The following is a 17,086-nucleotide window of genomic DNA, read 5'->3' as shown; positions in this document are numbered from 1 at the left end:
ATCAATCAAAAAATTTGAAGGCTTATGTTCTCTAAATCCTCGTTAGAAATGCTCGACACTGTGGCGCGCTTGGGTAGTTTTACCGCAGCTGCTGAACAGTTGCACAAAGTGCCCTCAGCGATCAGCTATGGGGTTAGGCAGGTAGAGCAAGAGCTTGATGTTCTACTTTTCAGACGCTTACCAAGAAAAGTAGAGCTGACACCTGCAGGAGAGCTGTTTATTGAAGAGGCTCGTCAACTGCTGAGGCAAATGGAAGAACTCAGTGCCCAGACTCGCCGAGCAGCGCGTGGTTGGAAGAAAACCTTGCGCCTAACGCTTGATAACGTGGTTAAGCTCGACAAGATGAAGCCGATGATTGAAGAGTTTTATCAAACCTTTGAGTTCGCTGAGCTGCAGATCAACATGGAAGTGTTTAATGGTTCTTGGGAAGCCATTGCACAAGGCAGGGCGGATATTGTGATTGGTGCTACTTCGGCGATTCCGGTTGGTGGTGACTTTGAAGTTAAGGATATGGGGCGGTTAGATTGGGCGTTTGTGATGTCACCTAGTCACCCGTGTGTGCGAGAGCAAAACCTTAATGAAGCCTTTGTCAGTCAATACCCAGCAATATGTTTGGATGATACCTCTAGTGTACTGCCTAAGCGACACACAGGGCACTTTTCAAATCAAAGGCGTCTATTGCTACCTAACTGGTACAGCGCAATAGAATGCCTTAAAAATGGTGTTGGGGTGGGTTATATGCCGAGGCACATTGCCGCGCCAATTATCGAGCAAGGCTTGCTGGTGGAAAAAATACTGCCCGAGCCGAGCCCGCAGAGTCATTGTTGTTTGGTGTGGCGAAAAGACGATAACCATAAACTGATCGAATGGATGGTGAAGTACTTAGGGTCGAGTGATCAACTTCACCAGGATTGGTTGGATCATCGCAAGGCGATCTAATGATCTCTTTACAAGAAGATCCTTTTCAAGCTTGAGCTGAATTAGCACCAATAAAAAGAGCGAGTAAATACTCGCTCTTTTTATTGGTCGTTAACTCTTAAGACAAGAAGAACTTGTAAGAAGGGTTATCGGTTTCGTCTTTACACTGATAGCCAAGCTCTCGTAGGTGTGTCGAGAACTGAGCCAAATCATCATCACCAAGTTCGAAGCCACACAATACGCGACCGTAATCGGCGCCGTGGTTACGATAATTGAACAGGCTGATATTCCAGTGAGTACCTAAGGTATCAAGGAATTTAATCAATGCACCTGGATATTCTGGAAACTCGAAGCTGTACAGACGCTCTTGCAATGGTTTCGATGGTTTGCCGCCAATCATGTAACGAATATGAAGTTTTGCCATCTCATCATCAGACAGATCGACAACTGGGTAGCCGCCTTCACGTAGGTCATTAATGATGTGCTCGAGCTCTTCTTGCCCACCTTGCAGACGTACACCAACGAAGATATTCGCTAGGCTTTCGTCGTTGTGGCGGTAGTTAAACTCCGTCACCGCTCGGCCGCCAATAATATTACAGAACTCTAGGAATGCACCTTGTCGCTCTGGAATCGTCACCGCAAGTAGACCTTCTCGTTTTTCGCCCAACTCACAACGTTCAGACACATAGCGCAAACCGTGGAAGTTGGTGTTAGCACCAGACAGTATCGTTGCCAGTTGCTTGCCTTGCAGTTGGTTCTGCTCAGCAAACTTCTTGAGACCAGCCAGAGCCAGCGCTCCCGAAGGTTCAGCAATCGCACGAGTGTCTTCAAAGATGTCTTTTACCGCAGAGCAGATCTCATCGCTAGACACGGCAATATGACCATCGATGTACTGTTGGCATAGGCGGAAGGTCTCTTCGCCAATGCGCTTAACCGCAACGCCATCTGCAAACATGCTGACCTGATCCAGTACCACTGGCTCACCGGCATCGAGAGCTGCTTTCAAGCAAGATGAGTCTTCTGGTTCAACCGCGATGACTTTAATTTCTGGCATCAGCTGTTTAACCAGCACAGCAACACCAGCAGCTAAGCCACCGCCACCAACAGGCACAAAGATGTAATCCATGTGACCATTCTGCTGCAGCATCTCCATGCCCATAGTGCCTTGTCCAGCGATCACCAATGGGTGATCAAATGGAGGCACAAAGGTATAGCCGTGTTCAGCAGAAAGGCGTTCAGCCTCTGCCTTCGCTTCATCAAAGTTGCTGCCGTGCAGAACCACGTTACCGCCAAAGCCACGTACCGCATCAACCTTGATATCAGGAGTGGTTTTTGGCATCACAATCGTGGTTTGAATACCAAGTTTAGAACCGGACAGCGCCATACCTTGAGCGTGGTTACCCGCCGATGCAGCAATCACACCAGCAGCTTTCTGTTGCTCTGAAAGGCTTGATACCATGTTGTAGGCACCACGTAGCTTGAACGAGTGGACCGGCTGACGGTCTTCTCGCTTTAGCTGAACCTGATTACCAATGCGCGCGCTTAAGCGAGGCATCTCTTGCAGAGGTGTCACGATTGCCGCTTCGTAAACCGGCGCTCTCAGGATCTGACGCAGGTAATCTGCGCCAGTTTGTTTTACGGGACTGACCGTGTCATCACTCATAGTTAGCCCTCAAGCTTAGACTTATCACGCACGGCGCCTTTGTCGGCACTGGTTGCCATGCTTGCGTAAGCTTTCAGTGCGAATGAAACTTCACGCTGACGGTTTTCTGGTTTCCAGCCTAGTGCGTCTTGCTTAACACGACGCGCTTCTAGCTCAGCTTCAGGCACATCAAGTGTGATTGAGCGGCTAGGGATGTCGATAGTGATGATGTCGCCAGTATTCACTAGACCAATAACACCGGCACTTGCAGCTTCTGGAGAAGCGTGACCGATAGACAAACCCGAAGTACCACCAGAGAAACGTCCGTCCGTTAGAAGCGCACAAGACTTACCTAGACCCATAGATTTTAGGTAAGTAGTTGGGTAGAGCATTTCTTGCATGCCCGGACCACCTTTAGGACCTTCGTAACGAATAACAACCACTTCGCCGGCTTTTACTTTACCCGCTAATATACCGTCTACCGCCGTGTCTTGGCTTTCGAACACGATTGCAGGACCTTGGAATTTCAGGTTCTCCTCATCAACACCCGCGGTCTTGACGATACAACCATCAACGGCGATGTTACCTGAAAGTACCGCTAGGCCACCTTCTTGGCTGAATGCGTTCTCTTTGGTACGAATACAACCATCGACACGGTCATCATCAAGGCGATCCCAACGACAATCTTGTGAGAAGGCTTTAGTCGTACGAATGCCCGCAGGGCCTGCACGGAAGAACTTAAGCACGGCTTCGTCTTCGGTCTGCATGATGTCGTATTGAGCGAGCTGCTCTTGCATGCTTAGGCCAAGTACAGTGCGTGTTTGGTTGTTTAACAGGCCAGCACGGTCTAGTTCACCTAGGATAGCCATTACGCCACCAGCACGGTGAACGTCTTCCATGTGGTATTTAGGTGTTGAAGGAGCAACCTTACATAGGTGTGGAACACGGCGAGACATCTCGTCGATATCACCCATATCAAAGTCAATCTCACCTTCTTGAGCCGCCGCTAAAAGGTGAAGAACTGTGTTACTTGAACCACCCATTGCGATATCTAGCGCCATTGCATTATCAAAGGCTGCGCGGTTAGCGATGTTGCGTGGCAGTGCTGATTCGTCATCTTGCTCGTAGTAGCGCTTAGTTAGGTCAACGATGCGCTTACCTGCATTGATGAATAGCTCTTCACGGTCAGCGTGCGTTGCTAGCATAGAGCCGTTACCTGGTTGAGATAGGCCAAGTGCTTCAGTTAGACAGTTCATTGAGTTAGCCGTGAACATACCTGAACATGAACCACATGTTGGACATGCAGAACGTTCTACTTGCTCACTTTGCTCATCAGAAATGGTTGGATCTGCACCCTGAATCATCGCGTCAACAAGGTCTAGCTTGATGATTTGATCTGAAAGCTTGGTTTTACCTGCTTCCATTGGGCCGCCTGATACAAAGATCACTGGGATGTTAAGGCGCATTGCTGCCATCATCATTCCCGGAGTGATTTTGTCACAGTTAGAGATACACACCATCGCATCTGCACAGTGTGCATTGACCATGTACTCTACCGAGTCTGCGATAAGCTCACGTGATGGCAGTGAGTACAGCATGCCGCCGTGGCCCATTGCGATACCATCATCCACTGCGATGGTGTTGAATTCTTTAGCGATACCGCCGGCTTTCTCGATTTCACCCGCAACCAGTTGACCCATATCTTTAAGGTGAACGTGGCCTGGTACGAATTGAGTGAACGAGTTTACAACCGCGATGATTGGTTTACCGAAGTCATCATCTTTAACGCCAGTTGCACGCCATAAAGCGCGCGCACCAGCCATGTTGCGTCCGTGGGTAGTCGTAGCTGAACGATAGATTGGCATTGCTTAAATCCTTATAAAATATTTGGCTGTTGCTTACTTAGTTGTTTGTGTTTGGTTATCTGACGTGTGGTCTGCTGGATAAACGTAATCTAACCAGCCCCACTTATCTTCAGTAGTGCCATTGAATAAACCAAAGTAAGCCGCTTGAACTTTTTCAGTGATAGGACCGCGTTTGCCTTCACCTACTGTAATTTTGTCTACGCTGCGAACCGGGACGATTTCCGCCGCTGTGCCTGTCATGAATACTTCATCGGCAAGGTATAGCGCTTCACGAGCAATGTTCTCTTCACGGGTTTCGTAACCCATGTCTTTTGCTAGTGTCATTATTGAATCACGAGTGATACCCGGCAGAATTGCGCTGGTCGCTGGTGGTGTTGATAGCACGCCATTACGTACCACAAAGATGTTCTCACCTGCACCTTCAGAAAGGTAACCATCGACGCTCAGTGCGATACCTTCATCGTAACCATGACGGCGGGCTTCACCACCAACCAGTAGTGAAGATAGGTAGTTACCACCGGCTTTTGCTGCGGTTGGGATAGTATTTGGCGCTGCACGATTCCAGCTTGATATCATCGCATCTACGCCATTTTCTAGCGCTTCTTCGCCTAGGTAAGAACCCCAAGGGAAAGCAGCGATGATCAGATCCATTTCTGTATTTTCAGGAGGGCAGACACCCAAACCAACGTTACCAACGAAACCTAGAGGGCGGATGTACGCTGACTCTAGCTTATTTTGGCGTAACGTTTCGCGAGTTGCTTCCATAATTTCTTCCTCAGTGTAAGGAATAGGGAAGCGGTAGATTTTTGCTGAATCTTTTAGGCGTTTAGCATGTTCAGGGTGACGGAAGATAACCGGCCCTTTTGGCGTGTTGTAACAACGAACACCTTCAAACACAGAAGTACCGTAGTGCATTGCGTGAGTCAAGACGTGAACGTTCGCCTCTGCCCAAGGAACCATTTCACCGTTAAACCAAATATAGTCTGCTGTTTTAACTGTCATGTTTGCGGTTCCTTATGCGTTTATCTTTTGTTGTAAGTTATTGTTTGGCAGTTCATTACGGCTGATAGAGATAACGTCAACGGTACGCACATCCCACAGCTTTTCTATTTGATTAACCAAGAAAGATATCGGACGCTCACTGTCGACAATGATCTCAACACTCGCGACTTTGCTTTCTTGGTTTTGGGTACCTGCCACTTGTTTAACGATGAAGCCACGGTGGCGGATAACACGAAGAACACGCTCTAGTAGTACAGGCTTATCATCGGCTTTGATGTCTAATAGGTATCTTTTCATGTTATGTGTTCTCCAACATCTCACTGTTTGAAGCACCTGGCGGTACTAGTGGCCATACGTTTTCTTCTTCATCGATAAGAACATGAAGTAGGTAAGCGGTTTTGCTCTCTAGCATCTCTTTCAATGCTGGTTCTACTTCTTCTTTACGAGTGATGGTTTTGCCCGGGATGTCGAACGCTTTCGCGAGCATCACGAAATCAGGGTTGTCATCCAAGATAGTTTCACTGTGGCGGCCATCAAAGAACAGCGATTGCCATTGCCGAACCATGCCCAAACGAGAGTTATTAAGCAGTACCATCTTCACTGGGATTTGACGACGCTTCAAGGTGCCAAGCTCTTGAATGTTCATCATGAACGAACCGTCACCAGAGATAAGTATAGATTGGTCATCAGGACGTCCAACTGATGCACCCATTGCAGCTGGTAAGCCAAAGCCCATGGTACCTAAGCCGGCAGAGGTGATGAAGTTTTGTGGATCGCGAGGCTGAATGTGCTGAGCTGCCCACATCTGGTGTTGGCCAACATCGGTCGAAACCATAGAACTCGCAGGCATCATGTCTGACAGTTGCTTTAATAACAGAGGTGCGAAGATAAGGTCACCGGGGTGGTCGTAGCGCCATTTGAATGAGCTGCGCAGCCCTTCAGAGTGGTGGACCCAAGATGAGATGTCTTGGCTTAGTTCCAGCTGAGGCATGATCTTGTTGATGTCACCACGAATAGGCGCATTGGCCAGACGCAGTTTACTGAACTCTGCCGCATCGATATCGATATGGATAACTTTCGCATGTGGTGCGAAGGTATCAAGCTTGCCGGTGACTCGGTCATCAAAACGAGCGCCAACAACAATCAACAGGTCACTTTCTTGAACTACTAGGTTAGCGGCTTTGGTACCGTGCATGCCCAGCATACCAAGGTAGTGCGGGTCGTCACGCTCAATGGTGCCTAAGCCTTTCAGTGTACTAACAGCAGGCATTGGGTTCAGGCGTAAAAACTCACGAACTGCGTCGGTTGCTTTAGCCAGTTGAACGCCACCACCTACGTATAGAACAGGACGAGTCGCTTGAGATAGGAAGTGTTGTGCTTGTTCAATCGCGTCAGTTGTCGCAACAGGAATGGCTGGTGGCGTAAATTCAGGAAGAATTTTAACTGGGGACTCTGCTAATTGAACATCTTTGGCGATGTCGACAATAACCGGACCTGGACGACCTGATTTTGCAACGATAAATGCTTCAGCGAGTGTTGGAGCAAGATCTTCAATATCGGTAACGAGGTAGCTGTGTTTAGTACATGACAGAGACATACCAATCACATCCATTTCTTGGAATGCATCGGTACCAATGTGGGAGCTAGCAACTTGTCCAGTGATAGCTACGAGTGGGATGGAATCCATAAAAGCATCAGCAAGGCCTGTGACTAGGTTAGTCGCGCCTGGGCCTGAGGTTGCCATACAAACAGCGACATCTTGTGTTGCTCGAGCCATACCGATAGCGGCCATTGCAGCACCTTGCTCATGGCGACATAGGATATGTTCAACTCCGCCGTCATAGAGTGCATCGTAGATTGGCATGATGGCACCGCCAGGGTAACCAAATACGGTCTCAATGCCTTGTTGCTTGAGTGCGGATACGACCAGTTCTGCGCCTTTCATCGTAATTCCTCCGTATTACCTTTGTTTTGGTAATTGTTTCCATTGTCTCTGCACATCTTGTGCTCCCATTCTTCCTGTAAATCGGCAAAGCCGAAAATGTTTCAAAATATAAAATCGAATGTCTAAATTAGAAAAAACCCCCGGACTTTTCAGTGCGGGGGTTTTTTCTAATTTGTGGTTACTTTTTTCCCACTCGCCCCCGCGCAGTCTCAATAATGACTACGATAATCAGGTTAATCAGTGCGTAAATGCGAGCGTTAAATGTCATAAAAGTCGAGTTTTCTCGTTTATTGTCTTAAGTAAAAGTCTACATCTCTAGTGTTATCACACAAATCTGCTGCATGACAAGGAAAATGTCATTCTTTTTTCACATTAAAACACCATTCCACCACGCTATATAACAACCTTATCGCTTTGGTGAGCAATGAATATCCAGAGCGAATACTTTTAAATCAAAGACAAAGGAAAGTTATGGGACTCGCGATAATTCATAGTCGAGCTAGTGTGGGTGTAGAGGCACCAGAAGTGACCGTGGAAGTGCATATTAGCAACGGAATGCCCGGTTTTACGCTGGTGGGTCTACCTGAAACGACGGTCAAAGAATCTAAAGATCGAGTGAGAAGCGCGATCATCAATTCTCGCTTTGAATTTCCATCCAAAAGAATCACGGTCAATCTTGCCCCAGCAGATTTGCCCAAAGAGGGAGGTCGTTTCGATCTGCCTATAGCGCTTGGGATTTTGGTGGCATCTGATCAGCTTCCTACATCAAAAATAGCTCAGCATGAATTTATCGGTGAACTGGCGTTGTCAGGAGAGTTGCGTTCAGTAAAGGGCGTGCTGCCAGCGACGTTAGCCGTCGACAGTGTCGAACGATGCTTAGTGGTTCCACACCATAATGGAGATCAGGCTGCCTTAGTCGGTAAGGGTGCGCATAAATCAGCACAAACCCTGTTGGAGGTGTGTGCGGATATGTGTGGCCAGGCTCAGCTTGGTTTATATCGAACGGAGCATCATCAGGCTGATGTTTCAGTGCTTCGCGACCTACAAGATATTATCGGCCAACAACAAGGCAAGCGAGCTCTGGAGATAGCAGCCGCTGGCAACCATAACTTACTGTTCCTTGGCCCTCCGGGAACCGGAAAAACCATGCTCGCTTCTCGGTTACGCGATTTGTTACCGGAGATGAGTGATAACGAGGCGATGGAAACCGCATCGGTGGCCTCGCTAACGCAGCAAGAGATCAATCAATACAATTGGAAACAGCGGCCTTTTCGATCCCCTCACCACTCAAGCTCAATGGCGGCCTTAGTGGGGGGAGGTTCGGTACCTCGCCCTGGAGAGATCTCTCTGGCCCACAATGGCTTACTGTTTCTGGATGAAATGCCCGAATTTGAGCGTAAAGTGCTTGATTCACTGCGAGAGCCACTAGAGTCGGGCGAGATAATCATTTCGCGCGCGGCGGGTAAGACGCGTTTCCCTGCGCGCTTTCAGTTGGTCGGTGCACTCAACCCAAGCCCAACAGGTTATTACGAAGGCAATCAAGCGCGAGCTAATCCGCAGATCATATTGCGCTATCTCAATCGATTATCGGGGCCATTACTGGATAGGTTCGATATGTCATTAGAGATCCCTCTGTTGCCTAAAGGGATGTTAGCCGAAGGTGGTGACCGTGGTGAAACCACTCAAGTCGTTAAGCAAAGGGTTAAGCAGGCTCGCGAGTTGATGTTATCTCGAAACCATAAATCGAATGCACTGTTAGGTAGTCGAGAAATAGAGAGGTATTGCCCATTGCGACGTGAAGATGCGGAGTTTCTCGAGACTGCACTGCATCGATTGGGTCTGTCGATTCGCGCTTATCATCGAATCATTAAGGTAGCACGAACCATTGCCGACCTTGACGGTAACGAGCAGATCGAAAAGAAGCACTTATCAGAAGCGCTTGGTTATCGAGCGATGGATAGATTATTGAAGCAACTCACAGCACAAGCTGTGTAGTCATGCCAATGGTAGTAAACAACTGGCCATTTATTTACAGTGATTGGTATACAAACAAAAAAGCCTGCTTCAGTGAGCAGGCTTTGGTTTGATAATTTATTGGCGCTGGCTGGAGTTAGAATTTGTAGTTCAAGCCAACTGAAACGATGTATTGAGACTCGTCGTAGAAGGTGATATTGGAATCGCTAGTGCCGTAACCCGCAAGAGATACGAACGACCAGTTTTCCCAATCCATGAATTGATCATATTCATAGGCGGCGAATAGATTGATGTTGTCGTCGCTGCGTTTCTTTTGGAAAGTGATGCTGCTTGCATCATAAGAGCGTTGGTTGTAACCCGCCGTTAGTGCGTATTGATGACGTCCCATACCACCAAATAAGCTGACCTCACCACCGAACTGCTCGAACGATGCTGCATCGCCGTCCGCATCACTTGATTGATAAATCAAAGACGGTACCAGCATCATAGTACGGCTAATCGGCTGGCGATATTGACCTTTCAGGTAGAAGGTATCGGCGTCGCGTTTTAGTGCTTCTTCAACGCGATCTTCTTCCACATCTTTGGTGGCGTAGGCCATGTCTAGCGAGAAAGCTGACCCCACAATGTTGCTTAGCTTCAAACGAAACGCATTGCCAGTTTCATCGGTCTTCGTGCGAGCTGATGTGGTGTTGTACGGATCAGCCCAAGTTTCACCCGACATAATGGTTGGCAGCAGTGAAGCGTCGATCACCATGCCAGACTCAAGCTGGTATTTGTAACCAACCTCTAGCACTACAGTACCTGTCGCTACGTCATCACGAGCGGTACCTGTGTAAACCTGGTGGTTCAGCTTTTCACCAAAGGTGTAAGCAATGCTGCCGAGAGGTGCAACTAAAAACGAGCTCTCAGACGAAGCTTTTTGATTGGTTGAGGCGATCTTACTGTCAGCGTCGGTATTAAAATTTGAGGTCGAAGAAGTGACACCGGTGTTGATAGATATTTCACCACTGAAACCTGGCTCATCAGCAAGCTTAGCAAACGCGGGCGCAGCAGCAACGCTCAATGCCAGGAGAGTTATTTTTATGTTCATTTAAGGGCTCCTTGCCCACCGATTCTTAGGACGGGTTATTAATATCAGTAAAGTACTACGTTTTTTGGCTGATTATTTATCAATGATGATTTTTGAACTAGTAAAAAAAAGGAAGCCGAAGCTTCCTTTCATCAATGTCTTACTTCTTCAATAAGAAGTTAACGAGCTCGAAGTACTCATCAAGAGAGCTGATACCTTGAGCATCTACTAGGTAGCGGTTGTTAACTACGACCGCAGGAACACCAGAAAGCCCGCTGTCTTTGAATGCTTTGTCGAAGCGGCGAACCATAGAGTCGACTGCAAAGCCGTTGTATGCCGCATCGAATTTCTTAGCATCAACGCCTTCGTCTAGGAAGATTTGACGCAATTCTTCTTCATCGCGTGGCGGCTTGTTCATGGTGTGGATGCGGTTAAACATCACTGGCACCATTTTGTCTTCAACTTTCAGTGCAATCATGGTTGCGTAAGCTTTGCTCATTGGCAGACCCATATTGCCACCCATGAATGAAACATGGTTCTTCTGTAGCTTAGCGTCTTTTGGTAGCTGTTGTTTTAGCTGCTGGATGATTGGCTCAAAGCTATTGCAGTGTGGGCAGTAGAAAGAGAAGAACTCTGTCACCATTGGTTTTTTTGATGCTTCTAGATCGAGAACTTTGTAGTGTTCACCTTCGTTAAATTTCGCAGCGTGAGCTGAAAGGCTCAACATGATCAATGAGAAAAATGCGAATAGCTTTTTCATTTATCCAATCTCCATTATGTTTGAATTTTTATCTAGTTGTATGTTGCGATTGCTTTTACCACTGAGGTATTAACGAAAGTGGTGGCTCTTGCAGGGTAGCAATTTGCTCTTTACAAGCAAGTACTTGTTGCTCCCAATATTTCGGATCATTAAACCACGGGAAGGCTAATGGAAACGCTGGATCGTGCCATCGCTTCGCTAACCATGCCATGTAATGCACCATACGTAGACCGCGTAGTGGTTCGATTAGTTTCAGTTGCGAGGTATTAAAATCGCAAAACTCTTGATAACTCTCTAGCAGAATATCGAGTTGCATCAGTTTATCTTGGCGTTCACCGTTGAGTAGCATCCACAGATCTTGTATCGCAGGGCCATTACGTGCGTCATCAAGATCGACGAACATTGGTCCATCGCGCCACAAGATGTTGCCTGGGTGGCAATCACCATGCAGGCGGATGTTGTCAATGTTGCTCGGCCACTGACTCTCTAGCTCTTTTATCAGAAGGTCTACGTCATTGAAGAACGCTTTTTCTAGGTGTGTCGGGATAAACTGAGAGTTCTCTAGAATCTTACGTGGCTGATAAAGGTATTCATCTAAGCTGATGGTCGGGCGATGTTGGAATGTTCTTCCCGCGCTGGCTTTATGAATACGACCCAGAAAACGTCCAACGCCTTCCAGTTGATCTAGATTGTCGACTTCATACTGTCTGCCGCCAACGCTTTCGAACAATGCAAACAGGTAGCCTTGATATTCATGCAAGGTTTCACCGTTGACTCGCATTGGTGGAGCGACAGGCATCTCTTGTTCAATCAGTTCTAACGCGAAGTCGTGCTCTTCTTGGATCTGGGCTTTATTCCAGCGCTGCGGACGATAAAACTTAACGACGTAGCGTTTACGGTCTTCATCGGTGAATTGATAGACTCGGTTTTCGTAACTGTTGAGAGCAAGAAGCCCGGATTCGGCACGAACTCCAATACTCTCCAGTGCGTACCACATGAAGTCAGGAGTCAGGTTATCAAAGTTAAAGGCTTGCATCGTCATAGAATAAAAAAGGCTCATTACTGAGCCTTTTTCCATTTATTGGGTTGTTATACCAAGCGCTAAGGAGGCTGGTATCAGAGCTTCTTGATAAAGCGGCTTTCGACTTCCATCGTAAACTCTTCATTATCCGAGAGTATAAACTGAATTGTCGAAACTGGTGAGCTCAGTTTTTCTGGGTCGGCGCCTAAACTGATAGGTAGGTTCAAAACCTCGCCTGGATCGACAGTAATCGTCTGTTTGCCGTACCAGATAGAATCGGGCAGTCCGCTAACATCGAGCTTGTACTCTTGCTCTTGTTGAGTCTTGTTGATCACTTTCAAGGTGTAGGTGTTTTCAACCAACCCTTGGTTATTGACTCTGAACAACTGGTTTCGGTCACGCAGAACACTTAGGCCGGCAGGATCAACGCTCGCGATTTGGGCGAAGAACAAGCCCAGCATCACGATCAAGATGGCGCCATAGCCCAACAGTTTAGGACGCATTACCTTGGTCGAGTGACCTTCAAGTCTGTGCTCGGTGGTGTAGTTGATCAGGCCTTTCTCGTAGCCCATACGCTCCATGGTGTTGTCACAGGCATCAATACACGCGCCGCAGTTAATACACTCATATTGCAGGCCGTCACGGATATCGATACCCGTTGGGCACACTTGAACACATAGATTACAGTCAATACAGTCGCCTAGACCAAGCTCTTTTGGATCGGCTTTACGAGAGCGAGGGCCACGGCTTTCACCGCGTTCTGAATCGTAGCCCACGATGAAGGTGTCTTTGTCGAACATTGCCGATTGGAAACGCGCGTAAGGACACATGTGCAGACAAACAATCGAGCGCATCCAACCAGCATTGGCATAAGTACACCCAGCAAAGAACAGTACCCAAAACACCGGCCAGAAAGACGAGTTAAAGGTAAAGAAGCCAACCACTAACTCTTTAATTGGGATGAAGTAACCAACAAAGGTTAAGCCCGTCGCAATCGCAATCGCCCACCACGCGATGTGTTTGATGGTTTTTCTGAGAATTAAATTGCTCGTCAGTTTGCCAGAGTCTTGTTTTCTTCGCTTATTGGCAGCACCTTCCAGTTTCTCTTCGAACCAGATGTACATGAAGGTCCAGACGGTTTGCGGGCATAAATAACCACACCAGACTCGCCCTAAGAAGGTGGTTATGAAGAACAAGCCAAACGCCGCAATCATAAATAGGATCGCGAGTAGCGTTAGATCCTGTGGGTATAGGGTTGTACCAAAGAAGTTGAACTGTTGGCTGCCGATATCGAGTAAGATCGCTTGTCGCTCACCAAATGGGATCCATGGGATAAGCGCAAAAAGTAAAAGTAAGAACCAACCGCCATAACGGCGCAGTTGTTGGAATTTACCTTTGCTTTCTCGAACATAGATTCGGTTACTTGGGTTAAATCGATCTCCATTACCTTTATGTGTTTTTGGGTTAAAGGTTTTAGGAGTCACATCTTTGATATCGATTTTATCCTGACTCATGGATTATCCTTTTTGTGGCTTGTTTGCCCGGTTAACTCGAGCATGACGACATTACTTGAAAGTATGGTTTAGAGAACCTGTAGAAATTGAGCTTGGTGCATTTGTTGGTATCGCACTCACTCTTATTATTTTAGAAGATTCTTATGGATGGCGATTATAGCGACAATCTTGTTCTCATTTCTTTAACGCTATCAACCTTTAACAACAAAAGTCATAACAGTTGTGACGAAAAAATAGCGAACAGAAACAAAAAAGCGACCGAGTGGTCGCTTTTAAACATTGAGTGTTTTATCTATACGGCAATTGAGCCCTAAATAAATAGGCGACTAAAGAAGGCCACGCGCTTTTAGAATTGCGGTTTTGAAATCATCTTCTTGGTCTTTTTTAAGACCTGGGATCATTTCATCTTTTTCGCTATTACGCATTTTTAGATGGTAGATAAGAACATCGTCAGTTAGCTCTTCAAGCTTACCTTGGTAGCCCGCTTCTTTTGATAGCTTAATGATGAACTCTAACAGGTTAAGTTCTTGATCTTTCTGCCACTCAGGCTCCATCAGTTCAAGCAGTTCTTCAATGCGGTGACACTTCATACTTTATTTCTCCACAAATTTTATAATGATTTGTGGCTAAGGTATCAAATCGGGTAGGGAATACCAATGTGTAAACACATTTCAAGATGGGAGCAGGCAAGAAAAAAGCGCAGTAAAAACTGCGCTTTTTGTTAAGCGGCTTTAATCACTTTTGTTGTAGCCGGTGCTAATAAAGCAGCCTTCTCAACGAGAGTCATTGTAGGAGCCAATTTCTTAGCCGTTGGAGCAGCAACAAAGCCACTACGACGACGCATCGCACTACGGTTGGTGTGCGAGAACCTGACAGCTGTTGGGCGCATTAATTTACCTAACGGTCAGGCATATCCATTGCCAATCTAATGGCCTGATTTATCATGAGCTCCGCCTCAATTGCTTGAAGAGTCACTCGTCTGGCTTTCGCCAATCCGAAAAATAAATCAGGATAATGATATGCATGCATATCAAGGGTTAGATTATCACTATCTAAGTTATCGATCGACGCCTGAGTGATAATTAAACGATATTAGAGCTAAAATAGTGTGAGCAGTATATTTGAGTTTGAACCTCTTTCAGGCTTAAGATGATGTTTTAAAGGAGGTGCATATGTCGTTCTTAAAGAAAACGTTAGCAAGTTTTGGAATTGGATCTGCCAAGGTGGATTCTGTATTGCAACAGGAAGTGCTTTATCCAGGTAAGAAGGCGAGCATTATTGTACATGTCTACGGAGGCGCTCAGCCGCAGGAGATCGATAACATTGATCTCAACTTATGCTGTCGCTACGTCAAAGAAGTTACCGCGAACTCGCAAGGACAAGAGGGCGGTCATAAACGCCGAATGCACCAGACGTACTCGCTTGCAAAATGGAGCTTGCCGTATGCCTTTGTGATTCAGCCGGGTGAAACCCGTGACTTTGAATGTGAGTTTGATGTGCCACTGAACACACCGGTTACGATTGGTGATTCAAAGGTATGGCTGGAAACTGGGTTGGATATTGCGATGGCGATTGACCCATCGGATAAAGACACCTTAACGGTTCGTCCCGACCCACTGCTCGATGGTATTTTTAACGCACTTGAAGCTCAAGGCTTGCGCATTCGTCAAGTGGAATGTGAAGCGGTCAAAGGCTTTGAACTGCCGTTTGTACAAGAGTTTGAATTTGTGCCGACGACAGGGCCTTATCATGGCCGTTGGCGTGAATTGGAAGTGGTGGCTCATCGTGATGAAACAGAGCTGAAGTTGTGGTTTGAGATTGATAGAAATCGCGATGGTGCAAAAGGCATGTTAGCTAGCTTGCTGGGCGTTGGTAAGCTACAGCGTCAATTGAGTGTGCCACTGGATACCTCACCACAAGATGCTGGCAAGATGGTACTTGAATATCTAGATAACGCCTCTTAGTTCCTATAATCCTTTAATTTAACTCTTTGGTTATTTAGTTTTGGATCTTTTAGCCTCATTACATACTTCATGCGTCACTAATGTCATAAAATGTGTCATAAAAATTTAAGCTTACACGTGTAAGCTTAATGTGCAATACTGGGTCAATCGAACATTTACTCTAGTAGGATATTCATGTCTGCATCATCAGCCAGCGAATACAGTGACATCGAAGAACGCGCTAATGCAATAACCCATGGCTTGGGCGTTGTGCTCGGCGTGGTTGGTCTGATTTTTCTGCTTATTCGTGCGTTTGATTACCAAGCCGACATGCTAACTGTTGTTAGTATGGCGGTGTATGGCAGCAGTATTATTCTGCTCTTTCTTGCTTCCACGCTTTATCACTCGATCACCACAGAAAAAACTAAGCGTTTACTAAAAACCCTCGATCACTGTGCGATTTATTTACTGATCGCAGGTAGCTACACGCCGTTTTTATTGGTTGGCTTAAGAACCCCATTGGCGATGGGCTTGATGGCGGTTATTTGGGGAATAGCGCTGGTCGGTATCATCATGAAGATTGCCTTCGTTTACCGATTCAAGCGCTTATCGCTGTTCATTTACTTAGCGATGGGCTGGCTATCTTTGATTGTTGTTTATCAATTAGCGATGAACATCGATATAGGTGGTTTGGTGTTGTTAGCGGTTGGCGGGGTGATCTATTCGCTGGGTGTGATTTTCTATGTGGCAAAACGCATCCCTTATAACCATGCCATCTGGCACTTGTTTGTATTGGCGGGCTGCGCTTGCCATTTCTTCGCTATCTATCTGTTTGTGACACCGGTTTAGTTTTGATTGAACCGGTATGCCCCTAACGGGTAGAAACGTCAGTGATCTCCACGTCTATTTTATATTCAGGATACTTATCAACATCGATCGCTAAGTATTTACCTTCTGCCGAAGTTTGTGGTCGAAGATAGGTATCAGCAAGGCGCTTAATGGATTGCCAAGTGTTGATACTGCCTTGATGCAGCAGCTCACCCGTTGGTGAGTAGACAGTGATATTTAGCGTAACTAGCACGACGGCTTCTGTGCTTTGGTTAGTGACTGAAATTGGTAAGATTAGCTGTTCATTCTCGTAGAGTCCTGCCCCAATCAAAACGTCCACACCTGATTTGGAAAGCTGCAAGCTTGGCTTGGTGTCTCCAATCTTGATTGTGGTACCGCGTGTGTTTTTGGCTACAGGAATACTCGTCAATGCTGACTCTGCATTCGATGATGCGTTACTCACATACTGCCAAGTAAAATCATCTTTGAGTAACACTTGCTTGCCATCAGGCAGTGTGACCATTTGATCAGCAAAGGCAGAACTTACGAATACTGAGTTTGCGAGCAATGCGCCAGCGAGAAGTACGTATGATTTCATCTGTGTT

At 46.7% G+C, this 17,086-nt stretch carries 16 protein-coding genes; 4 read left to right on the top strand and 12 right to left on the bottom strand.

What is annotated here, in order from left to right; all coding sequences use genetic code 11:
• Positions 1-24 precede the first annotated feature (24 nt).
• A complete protein-coding gene (punR, locus tag AB4407_RS18310; protein WP_372121555.1) occupies positions 25-939 on the top strand; it encodes a DNA-binding transcriptional activator PunR in 915 nt (304 codons plus the stop codon).
• A gap of 97 nt (positions 940-1,036) precedes the next feature.
• Here punR and ilvA read toward each other — a convergent pair whose 3' ends face one another.
• Genes ilvA through ilvG form a run of 5 tightly spaced genes read right to left on the bottom strand, consistent with a single transcriptional unit; the run spans position 1,037 to position 7,372 of the window.
• Complete coding sequence (gene ilvA, locus AB4407_RS18305; protein ID WP_372121554.1) at positions 1,037-2,581, bottom strand: threonine ammonia-lyase, biosynthetic; 1,545 nt, start codon at positions 2,579-2,581, stop codon at positions 1,037-1,039.
• Between the two features lie 2 nt (positions 2,582-2,583).
• Positions 2,584-4,425 carry a dihydroxy-acid dehydratase gene (gene ilvD, locus AB4407_RS18300; RefSeq protein WP_372121553.1) on the bottom strand — a complete coding sequence of 614 codons (1,842 nt, stop codon included), beginning with the start codon at positions 4,423-4,425 and terminating at the stop codon, positions 2,584-2,586.
• A 33-nt stretch (positions 4,426-4,458) separates the two neighbouring features.
• Positions 4,459-5,427: a branched-chain amino acid transaminase gene (locus AB4407_RS18295; RefSeq protein ID WP_372121552.1), complete on the bottom strand. Its 969-nt coding sequence runs from the start codon at positions 5,425-5,427 to the stop codon at positions 4,459-4,461.
• 12 nt (positions 5,428-5,439) lie between these two features.
• On the bottom strand, positions 5,440-5,724 hold the full coding sequence (ilvM, locus tag AB4407_RS18290) for an acetolactate synthase 2 small subunit (protein ID WP_372121551.1): 285 nt from the start codon (positions 5,722-5,724) through the stop codon (positions 5,440-5,442).
• Between the two features lies 1 nt (position 5,725).
• On the bottom strand, positions 5,726-7,372 hold the full coding sequence (gene ilvG / locus AB4407_RS18285) for an acetolactate synthase 2 catalytic subunit (RefSeq protein ID WP_372121550.1): 1,647 nt from the start codon (positions 7,370-7,372) through the stop codon (positions 5,726-5,728).
• A gap of 471 nt (positions 7,373-7,843) precedes the next feature.
• Between ilvG and AB4407_RS18280 the strand changes: the two genes are divergently transcribed.
• A complete protein-coding gene (locus AB4407_RS18280; protein WP_372121549.1) occupies positions 7,844-9,367 on the top strand; it encodes a YifB family Mg chelatase-like AAA ATPase in 1,524 nt (507 codons plus the stop codon).
• A 115-nt stretch (positions 9,368-9,482) separates the two neighbouring features.
• On the opposite strand, the gene AB4407_RS18275 is transcribed toward AB4407_RS18280, so the two are convergent.
• The 6 genes from AB4407_RS18275 to AB4407_RS18250 form a co-directional block, all read right to left on the bottom strand.
• Positions 9,483-10,436 (bottom strand): DUF2860 domain-containing protein, encoded by a 954-nt coding sequence (locus AB4407_RS18275; protein ID WP_372121547.1) that lies wholly within the window; start codon positions 10,434-10,436, stop codon positions 9,483-9,485.
• A gap of 139 nt (positions 10,437-10,575) precedes the next feature.
• Positions 10,576-11,175: a thiol:disulfide interchange protein DsbA/DsbL gene (locus tag AB4407_RS18270; RefSeq protein WP_009848108.1), complete on the bottom strand. Its 600-nt coding sequence runs from the start codon at positions 11,173-11,175 to the stop codon at positions 10,576-10,578.
• Between the two features lie 55 nt (positions 11,176-11,230).
• A complete protein-coding gene (locus tag AB4407_RS18265) occupies positions 11,231-12,217 on the bottom strand; it encodes a serine/threonine protein kinase (protein ID WP_372121578.1) in 987 nt (328 codons plus the stop codon).
• Positions 12,218-12,291: 74 nt separating this feature from the next.
• Positions 12,292-13,710, bottom strand: a complete 1,419-nt coding sequence (gene ccoG / locus AB4407_RS18260) for a cytochrome c oxidase accessory protein CcoG (protein ID WP_372121545.1) — start codon at positions 13,708-13,710, stop codon at positions 12,292-12,294.
• Positions 13,711-14,036: 326 nt separating this feature from the next.
• A complete protein-coding gene (locus AB4407_RS18255; RefSeq protein WP_009848104.1) occupies positions 14,037-14,300 on the bottom strand; it encodes a YihD family protein in 264 nt (87 codons plus the stop codon).
• A gap of 131 nt (positions 14,301-14,431) precedes the next feature.
• A complete protein-coding gene (locus AB4407_RS18250) occupies positions 14,432-14,599 on the bottom strand; it encodes a hypothetical protein (protein ID WP_012605092.1) in 168 nt (55 codons plus the stop codon).
• A gap of 283 nt (positions 14,600-14,882) precedes the next feature.
• Between AB4407_RS18250 and AB4407_RS18245 the strand changes: the two genes are divergently transcribed.
• Positions 14,883-15,674: a sporulation protein gene (locus AB4407_RS18245; RefSeq protein WP_372121544.1), complete on the top strand. Its 792-nt coding sequence runs from the start codon at positions 14,883-14,885 to the stop codon at positions 15,672-15,674.
• A 174-nt stretch (positions 15,675-15,848) separates the two neighbouring features.
• Positions 15,849-16,502, top strand: a complete 654-nt coding sequence (locus tag AB4407_RS18240; protein ID WP_372121543.1) for a hemolysin III family protein — start codon at positions 15,849-15,851, stop codon at positions 16,500-16,502.
• A 22-nt stretch (positions 16,503-16,524) separates the two neighbouring features.
• Here the strand turns inward: AB4407_RS18240 and AB4407_RS18235 are convergent, their stop codons facing one another.
• Positions 16,525-17,079, bottom strand: coding sequence for a DUF3157 family protein (locus AB4407_RS18235; RefSeq protein ID WP_372121542.1), 555 nt, complete (start codon positions 17,077-17,079; stop codon positions 16,525-16,527).
• Between the last annotated feature and the right edge of the window lie 7 nt (positions 17,080-17,086).

Source organism: Vibrio sp. 10N.261.46.E11, from assembly GCF_041472735.1.
In the GTDB taxonomy this organism is placed as follows: domain Bacteria; phylum Pseudomonadota; class Gammaproteobacteria; order Enterobacterales; family Vibrionaceae; genus Vibrio.
The sequence above is the reverse complement of the archived record's forward strand: the minus strand, read 5'-3'. Positions and strand labels throughout refer to the sequence as shown.